This is a genomic window from Paenibacillus sp. J31R109 (assembly GCF_059692055.1).
On sequence record NZ_JCAUAR010000004.1, the window covers coordinates 526,964 to 533,919 of the forward strand.

The following is a 6,956-nucleotide window of genomic DNA, read 5'->3' on the forward strand; positions in this document are numbered from 1 at the left end:
AGGACGGACTGCTTTTTTCTTCAGACCTTACCCTTTCACAGAACCCGCCGCAATACCCTCTACGATCCGGTTGCTCAGCAAGATGAAGGCAATCATAATAGGCAAAATACTAATCATCAGCGTCGCGCCAATCGCTCCCCAATCCGTCGTATATTGGCCCACGAAATTCTGAACGCCAACGGTTAAGGTCTTATACTTTTCCGAGGAAATAAACGTATTCACAAAAATAAACTCATTCCAGTTGTAGATCATGTTTATGATGACTGCGGTAGACAGCACCGATGCCGTCATCGGCAATGTGATGCTAAAGAAGATGCGATTCACCGAACAGCCATCCATCACGGCAGCTTCTTCGACTTCACGCGGCAGCGTGTAATAAAAACCGAGCATAATCATGATCGTTATCGGCAGGTTAAAGGCAATGTAAGACAAAATGATCGACAACGGATGGTTGGTTAGGTTCATTTTCATAAACATACTGAATAAGGGAATGAGCGTCGAGTGCACGGGAATCATCATCCCTACCATAAACAGACCCAGTACAAAGGATTGCAGCTTCCATCTCATCCGGGTTAAAGCAAATGTCACCAAGCTAGCGAGCAGCACTGTGACCCCAACCGACACTAACGTCATCCAGACGCTGTTAAAAAAGTAACTATTAATATGGCCCTGCGTCCAGACCTTCTCGTAGTTCTCCCAACGCAGTCTCTCGGGAAATGCCATCGGTGCAAGATTGAAGATTTCTTCATTATTTTTCAAAGAGAATAGCATGAGCCATAAGAGAGGGAAAATCTGAATGACAGCGACAATCGATAACACGATATACAATAGGCCATATCCGATTTGCCCAGGCAGCTTGCTTCGCTGGGTTAGCGTCTGTGCCTGACGACGGGTGGTTTCGAGTTGCATCGGAATCGGAATCTCCTTTCGTTACGAGTATTGGATCTCATCTTTGGAAGCCGTCGCTTTACGGATTAACCAAGTAGCCACGAGGCAAATCAAGAGCAGGAAGAAGCCAATGGCGCTCGCATAGCCGAAATCATAGCCTTTGAACGCTTTACGGTACATGTAGGATGCCATTACTTCACTGGATCCGTTTGGCCCGCCGCCTGTCATCACGTAGATCAGGTCGAAATATTTCAGTGATCCGACGACGGCCAGAACGACCGTTACTTTCATCACTTCTGCGATTAACGGAACGCGAATAGATAGGGCGATGCGCCACGGACTAGCACCATCGATACGTGCGGCTTCGATCAGCGAGGTCGGTACATTTTTCAATGCAGCGTAATAGATCAAAATGTAAAATCCGGCGTACTGCCACAGAATGGGCATAAAAATGGCGTATAAAACAATGGATGGATTGGACAACCATTCCGGTGTATGCGTGACCCCCAAAGACGTCAGGATAGCATTCAATACCCCGTTCGTTGGGTGGAATATTTTCAACCATAGTTGCGCGATAGCGACAGAAGAAAGCAGCATAGGGATTAAATAGATTTTGCGAAAAAGATTAGCCCCACGAATGTTCGCAGATAACACTAATGCCACGAGTAGATAACCAAGCAGGGAGATTGTTGAGAAGATCGCCAGCAAAAAAGAGTGCTTCGCGCTTCCCCAGAATAATTTATCCTTAAGCAGTTCGGCATAATTATCCAAACCGATGAAACTCATTTTGCCTACGCCATCCCATTTCATAAGTCCGTAGTAGCCCGTCATGATGATCGGCATATAGATCAAGGCTAGCAGCAGAAATAACGAGGGAATCACGTAGATCGCAATCATGGATTTGTTAGACATGACTTTATCCATAGTAGGCACTTCCCTTTCACCCATAATGACAAAGGACATACCACTTAGAGGGATATGTCCTTTCCCAAATCGTTCGTATTCGTTAGGCTACTTCGGTTCTTTCGCCAAGGCATCCTCATGATTCTTCGCAAAAGCTTCCGGTGACACCGCTTTACCAAACAGAGCTTGAATCATATTCAAGTGAACTTCTGCGGAAGCTGGCTTCATTTGAACATCGGCGAACAGTGTAATATTGCTCGCTTTATTCAACTCATTTAAAAGGTCAATATACATTTGTGGCAGTTTCACTTTGGACGTGTCTACTTTCGTTGCCGGGATAACGCCTGCTTCGGAAATAGCGTGCTCGCCCCACTTCGATACGAAGAAGCTGACGAATTTCTTGGACTCTTCTTTCACTTTGGAGTTGTTCGCTACGAACAAGCCTACGCCTGGTCCGCCAACCCAGCTATCCATGTTGCCTTTTCCACCATCAACTGTCGGGAATTTAAAGAAGCCGATTTGATCTTTGAAGGCTTGTGGAACATCTTTGTTTGTTGTGTAGTTCGGCAATTCCCATGTGCCCATCATGTACATAGCGGCTTTGCTGTTCATGAACTCTGCTTTACCTTCGTCGTTGCCAAGTCCGTTAAAGCCTTTGTTGAAGGCATTCATGTCGACAAGCTGGGAAACCTCTGATGCTGCGCGTACTAGACCTGGATCATTGAAGGATCCCGAGCGATCGATCGCTTTTTTCAAAGTTTCAGGTCCACCGATACGGTCAGCCAGGTACATGTACCAGAGTGAACCAGTCCAACGGTCTTTGTTGCCGAGTGCGATAGGGGCTACACCGTTAGAGCTGAGTGTTTTGACAATGTTTTTGAACTCATCGTACGTCTTAGGTGGCGTAAGATTGTGCTTCGCAAAAATCGCTTTATTGTAATACACGGGCACGATGTTCAATTCAACCGGAAGACCGTAGGTTTTGCCGCCGAATGCGTAGGCATCTGTTGTGCCTTTCACGAATTTATCTTTCAAATCCCCTTGCAGCAAGTCATCCAGCGGAGCGAACATGTCGCCTTTTACATAAGGATCCATGTAGCCTGCTGCCCACGTAAAGCCCACATCAGGAAGGGCATTCGAAGTAGAAAGCACTTTCATTTTATTCTTGTATTGTTCATTCTCGAGCACTTCCTGCTCAATCGTCACATTCGGATTCGCCGTTTGATACTCTTTGATGATATCGTTTACAATTTTGTTTTGCGTTGCGGAATTTCCTGTTGGCCACAGGTGCATCATTTTAATGGTTACTTTTTTAGCAGGTTGCGCTGTTGCTGCTTCGGTTGCTTTCGCCGTTTCTTTAGGAGCTGTCGTTGGACTCGCATTATCTGTGGAACTAGAGCAGCCCGTCAGTGCCATAGATAGGCCGAGCATCGTAGTTAGCGACCATGTAAGCGTTTTTCTTACCATGTTTGTTTCCCCCTAATCATTTATGTGCTACGTGTTTTATTGTAGCGCTTACATTGCTGCCGCAGGGAGTAACAGCTATCGGGTAATGTTCCACTATTTCGAGGTATCTATCCGATCATCCCCATCCATAATCTGTTTCCGATACTGATTGGGGCTCGTCCCCTCGTACTCTTTGAACAGCTTGATGAAATATTTCGACGTCTGGTAGCCGACTTGCTCCGAGATATCCGCAATCGTTAATCTGGTCTGCAGCAGCAGCTCCTTAGCCTTCTGGATACGGCTTCTCGTAACGTATTCACTGAAGGTGAAACCTGTCTGCTCTTTGAAATGAGCGCTAAAATAGCTCGGATTCAGATGAATATGGCTAGCCACCTCGCTCATGCCCAGCGGATCTTGTAAATGTGCCTCCACGTATTGGATGGCCTGTTGCACAGGAGCACTGTAATTTTTGTCGGCAGTCTTTGCCTGCATTAAGCGCGTGTCCACCATTTTCTCCATCGTTTCGACGCGCCCGCGTTCTACTTCAATGCGCAGCGCCTGCTCGACGGCGTCGATCAGTTTGCTTTTCTGAATCGGCTTAAGTAAATAGTTGACGACGCCAAGTTCAATCGCTGTTTGTGCGTATTGAAAATCCGGATGTCCTGAAATAATGATGACCACAGGTTTGTGAGCGAAACCACGTGTTCCTTCCACAACTTGGAGGCCGTTCATTTCAGGCATACGGATATCTGTAATCAATAGATGCACGGGACGCGATTGTAAAAGCTCAAGTGCCTCCGTCCCATTGCTGCAGCTGAGTATCGTGTAACGCCCAATGGACCACGCTTCTAATGTTTTGCGTATACCTTCTCGCGTTAATGGCTCATCGTCAACGATGAGAATGGTTTTCCCCGATTGGTTCATCGTGTTCCTCCTTAAAGATGGGTATGTCGAAGCTCACGCTGGTACCCCGTCCAGGACTACTTGTGATCGTTAAGCCACGATACGTATCAGGAAGGGATGGATAGTACAGCTGAAGGCGTCGCTGCACATTGGAAATGGCCATGCCTTTTCCTTTGGGGGATGGAATGCTATGGGCAGTACTTGACCCTGGCCTATCGTCAGAACTGGATGATGAGCCTATACGCATGGCTGCGCTACCGCGTTCGATCGACTCCTGCACCGCTTGAAGCGTCTGTTCATTCATCCCCGGACCATCATCACATACCGTGATGCGGAGCCCTGTCGTTTCTATAGGTGACGGTTCCACCCGGATCGTGATTAAGCCCGTTCCTATTTTACCCTCTAACCCATGCAAAATCGCATTCTCCACCAACGGCTGGATCAGCAGCTTCGGAATGTGGACAGGGCCATACGCTTCTTCACTGTCGATTTTCCATACAAGACGTGAGCCGAATCTCACACTCATAATGCTCAAATAACGCTTGATATGCTCCAATTCCTCATCCAATGCGACCCATACATCCTTATTCGGGTTACCAATCACATAACGAAATAAATCTGACATGGCAACCACAAGATCAGCAAGTTCCTCTTCATCTTTCTCTTGTAGAGACCAGTACAGAGCTTCCAACGTGTTATATAAAAAATGCGGATCTATCTGCGCTTGAAGAGCTTGGAGCTCTGTGCGGCTTTGAATCATTTCTTTCTCATACACTAGTTTAATAAGCCGATTGATATTGTCTACCATTTGATTGTAGGTCACATTCAAATCATTCAATTCCGTGGTGTAAGACGGTGTCAAATTGGGGGTCAGCACCCCTTGCCTTGTATTTCGCATGGCTCGCATCAGCCGAAGAATCGGCCTCGTAATCATCGAGGAAAGTAGAAACGATAGGATAATGAAAAGGACCAATCCGATAGCTCCAGATACGATAATCGCCCAACGCAGCACAGAAATCCCATCGGTAATATCACTTACCGGATACAGAATCATCATCGTCCAGCCCGTCTGCTCCGACAGCTGTTTCACCAGAATGTACCGTTTCTGCTCTAGCGTAACTTGCTGGGCGTCGGTATGCATGAGTGAGCTGATGCCGGCAAGTGCTTCGCCGTCGGAAACAATCGGCCTAGCCGAGCTGTCGGCTAGCAGCATCAATTCGCGATGTCCCGTATCGGGGAGCTGGTTTTGGAAATCGAAATAGCTGCGATTCATTCGCACCATCAAATACCCCCCATTCGAGAACCATCGATCAACTAAATTGATCCGACGAATGGCGAGCACGGTTTCTGGATATTTCGGATCACTCCCGATCCAGATCAACTTGCCCTTTTCTTTATCCGCCTGTTCGATCCAATGGGGCTCGATGAGATCTGTCAGCTTTTGCTCATCTAACGGAAACATCCGCGCAAACCCCGTCGTATACAGCTCTACGTTGCTAACACCGCTGTAGGCTTGAATGTGATTGGCGATTTTCAAAAGTGACTGACGTTCGCTGAAGTCGGGTGCCTTCCCTTGAACCGAGGATAAAAACAATTGCTGCAAATACACATCATTGACAGCCTGTAACGTCAGCGTATCGATTTGTGTAATGATCGCTTCCAGCCTGCCGTTGGCTTGACTGGCGATTTGCTTCATCTGCGTCTCCGCCTTCGTATTAAGGAGGGTTGACACCGAGTTATACGTAATAGCGCCTGCGCAGATCAGAACGATAATCATCACAGCTATGAATCCCGCAAGCATCTGATTGCGCAATGTATTCCAGTTAGCCACCTTCTGCCACAAGCGGAATTCCCCTTTTCGAATATAGTAAGTGCTTTCAATATGCCAAATGATACTACATGCAAGTTAGTTTGGCTATTAAACTATTGGTGGTGGGAGTGGAACATTTTGGAGATGCGTTTGAGGTTGAAGCTGGTGGGGGGCAGAGGTTGCTGGAGGAGTTACGGTTGGTGGGGCATTACAAGTTGATGGAGGAGTTACGGTTGGTCGAGCATTAAAGGTTGCTGGAGGAGTTACGATTGGTGGGGCATTTCAAGTTGCTGGAGGAGTTACGCTTGATGGGGCATTACAAGTTGCTGGAGGAGTTACGGTTGGTGGGGCGTCAAAAGATGCTGGAGGAGTTACGGTTGGTGGGGCATTTCAAGTTGCTGGAGGAGTTAAGGTTGATGGGGCATTACTAGTTGCTGGAGGAGTTACGGTTGGTGGGGCATTACAAGTTGCTGGAGGAGTTACGGTTGTGGGGCGCCAAAAGTTGGGTTAGTCCCATTTTGCCTAACTAAATTGAGAATTACTTGTAAGATGTGTCCAATAGTCCGATTTCGCCGAACTATTCCCCCCTTTTTCTGGCTTGAATGGTTTTTCGGTCGATTTAGTTCGGCTATGCCGGACTAATTGGGATTTCATGGTGCCGCCAATGAAATTAAGTCGGCAAAATCGGACTAATTGCGGTAGTGGAAGTTATCCGCAACATGCTAAGCACGTCAGGAAGACAACAGCCCTTAGGGGGAGCGCAGTGGGCGCTTCCGCGCTGCTGTAAGTCGATTTTTTCGACTTACGGGAGCACTGCGGACGCTTTGGCGCGCTGTAAGTCGATTTTTTCGACTTACGGGAGTGCTACCGGCGCTTCCGCCCGCTGTAAGTCGATTTAATACGAAAATAAAATGTTGCAAATTGGATATAATGATGCGTATAGGCAAAAAAAAGTCCCACTACCTGAAAAACTAACTTTTTCCGAAAAAAATTAGTTTGCGCCTTG

Annotated in this window: 6 protein-coding genes; 1 reads left to right on the forward strand and 5 read right to left on the reverse strand. The window is 47.2% G+C overall.

All coding sequences use genetic code 11. The features are described from left to right. Positions 1–27: 27 nt before the first annotated feature. The 5 genes from AC58QT_RS15240 to AC58QT_RS15260 form a co-directional block, all read right to left on the reverse strand. Positions 28–909, reverse strand: coding sequence for a carbohydrate ABC transporter permease (locus AC58QT_RS15240; RefSeq protein WP_497409708.1), 882 nt, complete (start codon positions 907–909; stop codon positions 28–30). Between the two features lie 21 nt (positions 910–930). Further along, positions 931–1,812 (reverse strand): carbohydrate ABC transporter permease, encoded by an 882-nt coding sequence (locus tag AC58QT_RS15245; RefSeq protein ID WP_497409709.1) that lies wholly within the window; start codon positions 1,810–1,812, stop codon positions 931–933. A gap of 87 nt (positions 1,813–1,899) precedes the next feature. Then, positions 1,900–3,258: an extracellular solute-binding protein gene (locus AC58QT_RS15250; RefSeq protein WP_497409710.1), complete on the reverse strand. Its 1,359-nt coding sequence runs from the start codon at positions 3,256–3,258 to the stop codon at positions 1,900–1,902. A 93-nt stretch (positions 3,259–3,351) separates the two neighbouring features. Then, a complete protein-coding gene (locus AC58QT_RS15255; RefSeq protein ID WP_497409711.1) occupies positions 3,352–4,161 on the reverse strand; it encodes a response regulator in 810 nt (269 codons plus the stop codon). After that, positions 4,127–5,983, reverse strand: coding sequence for a sensor histidine kinase (locus AC58QT_RS15260; protein WP_497409712.1), 1,857 nt, complete (start codon positions 5,981–5,983; stop codon positions 4,127–4,129). The genes AC58QT_RS15255 and AC58QT_RS15260 overlap by 35 nt, the downstream gene beginning before the upstream one ends. A 239-nt stretch (positions 5,984–6,222) precedes the next feature. Between AC58QT_RS15260 and AC58QT_RS15265 the strand changes: the two genes are divergently transcribed. Beyond that, the gene (locus AC58QT_RS15265) at positions 6,223–6,381 is read left to right on the forward strand and encodes a hypothetical protein (protein WP_497409713.1); all 159 of its coding nucleotides are present in this window, start codon (positions 6,223–6,225) and stop codon (positions 6,379–6,381) included. Positions 6,382–6,956 lie beyond the last annotated feature (575 nt).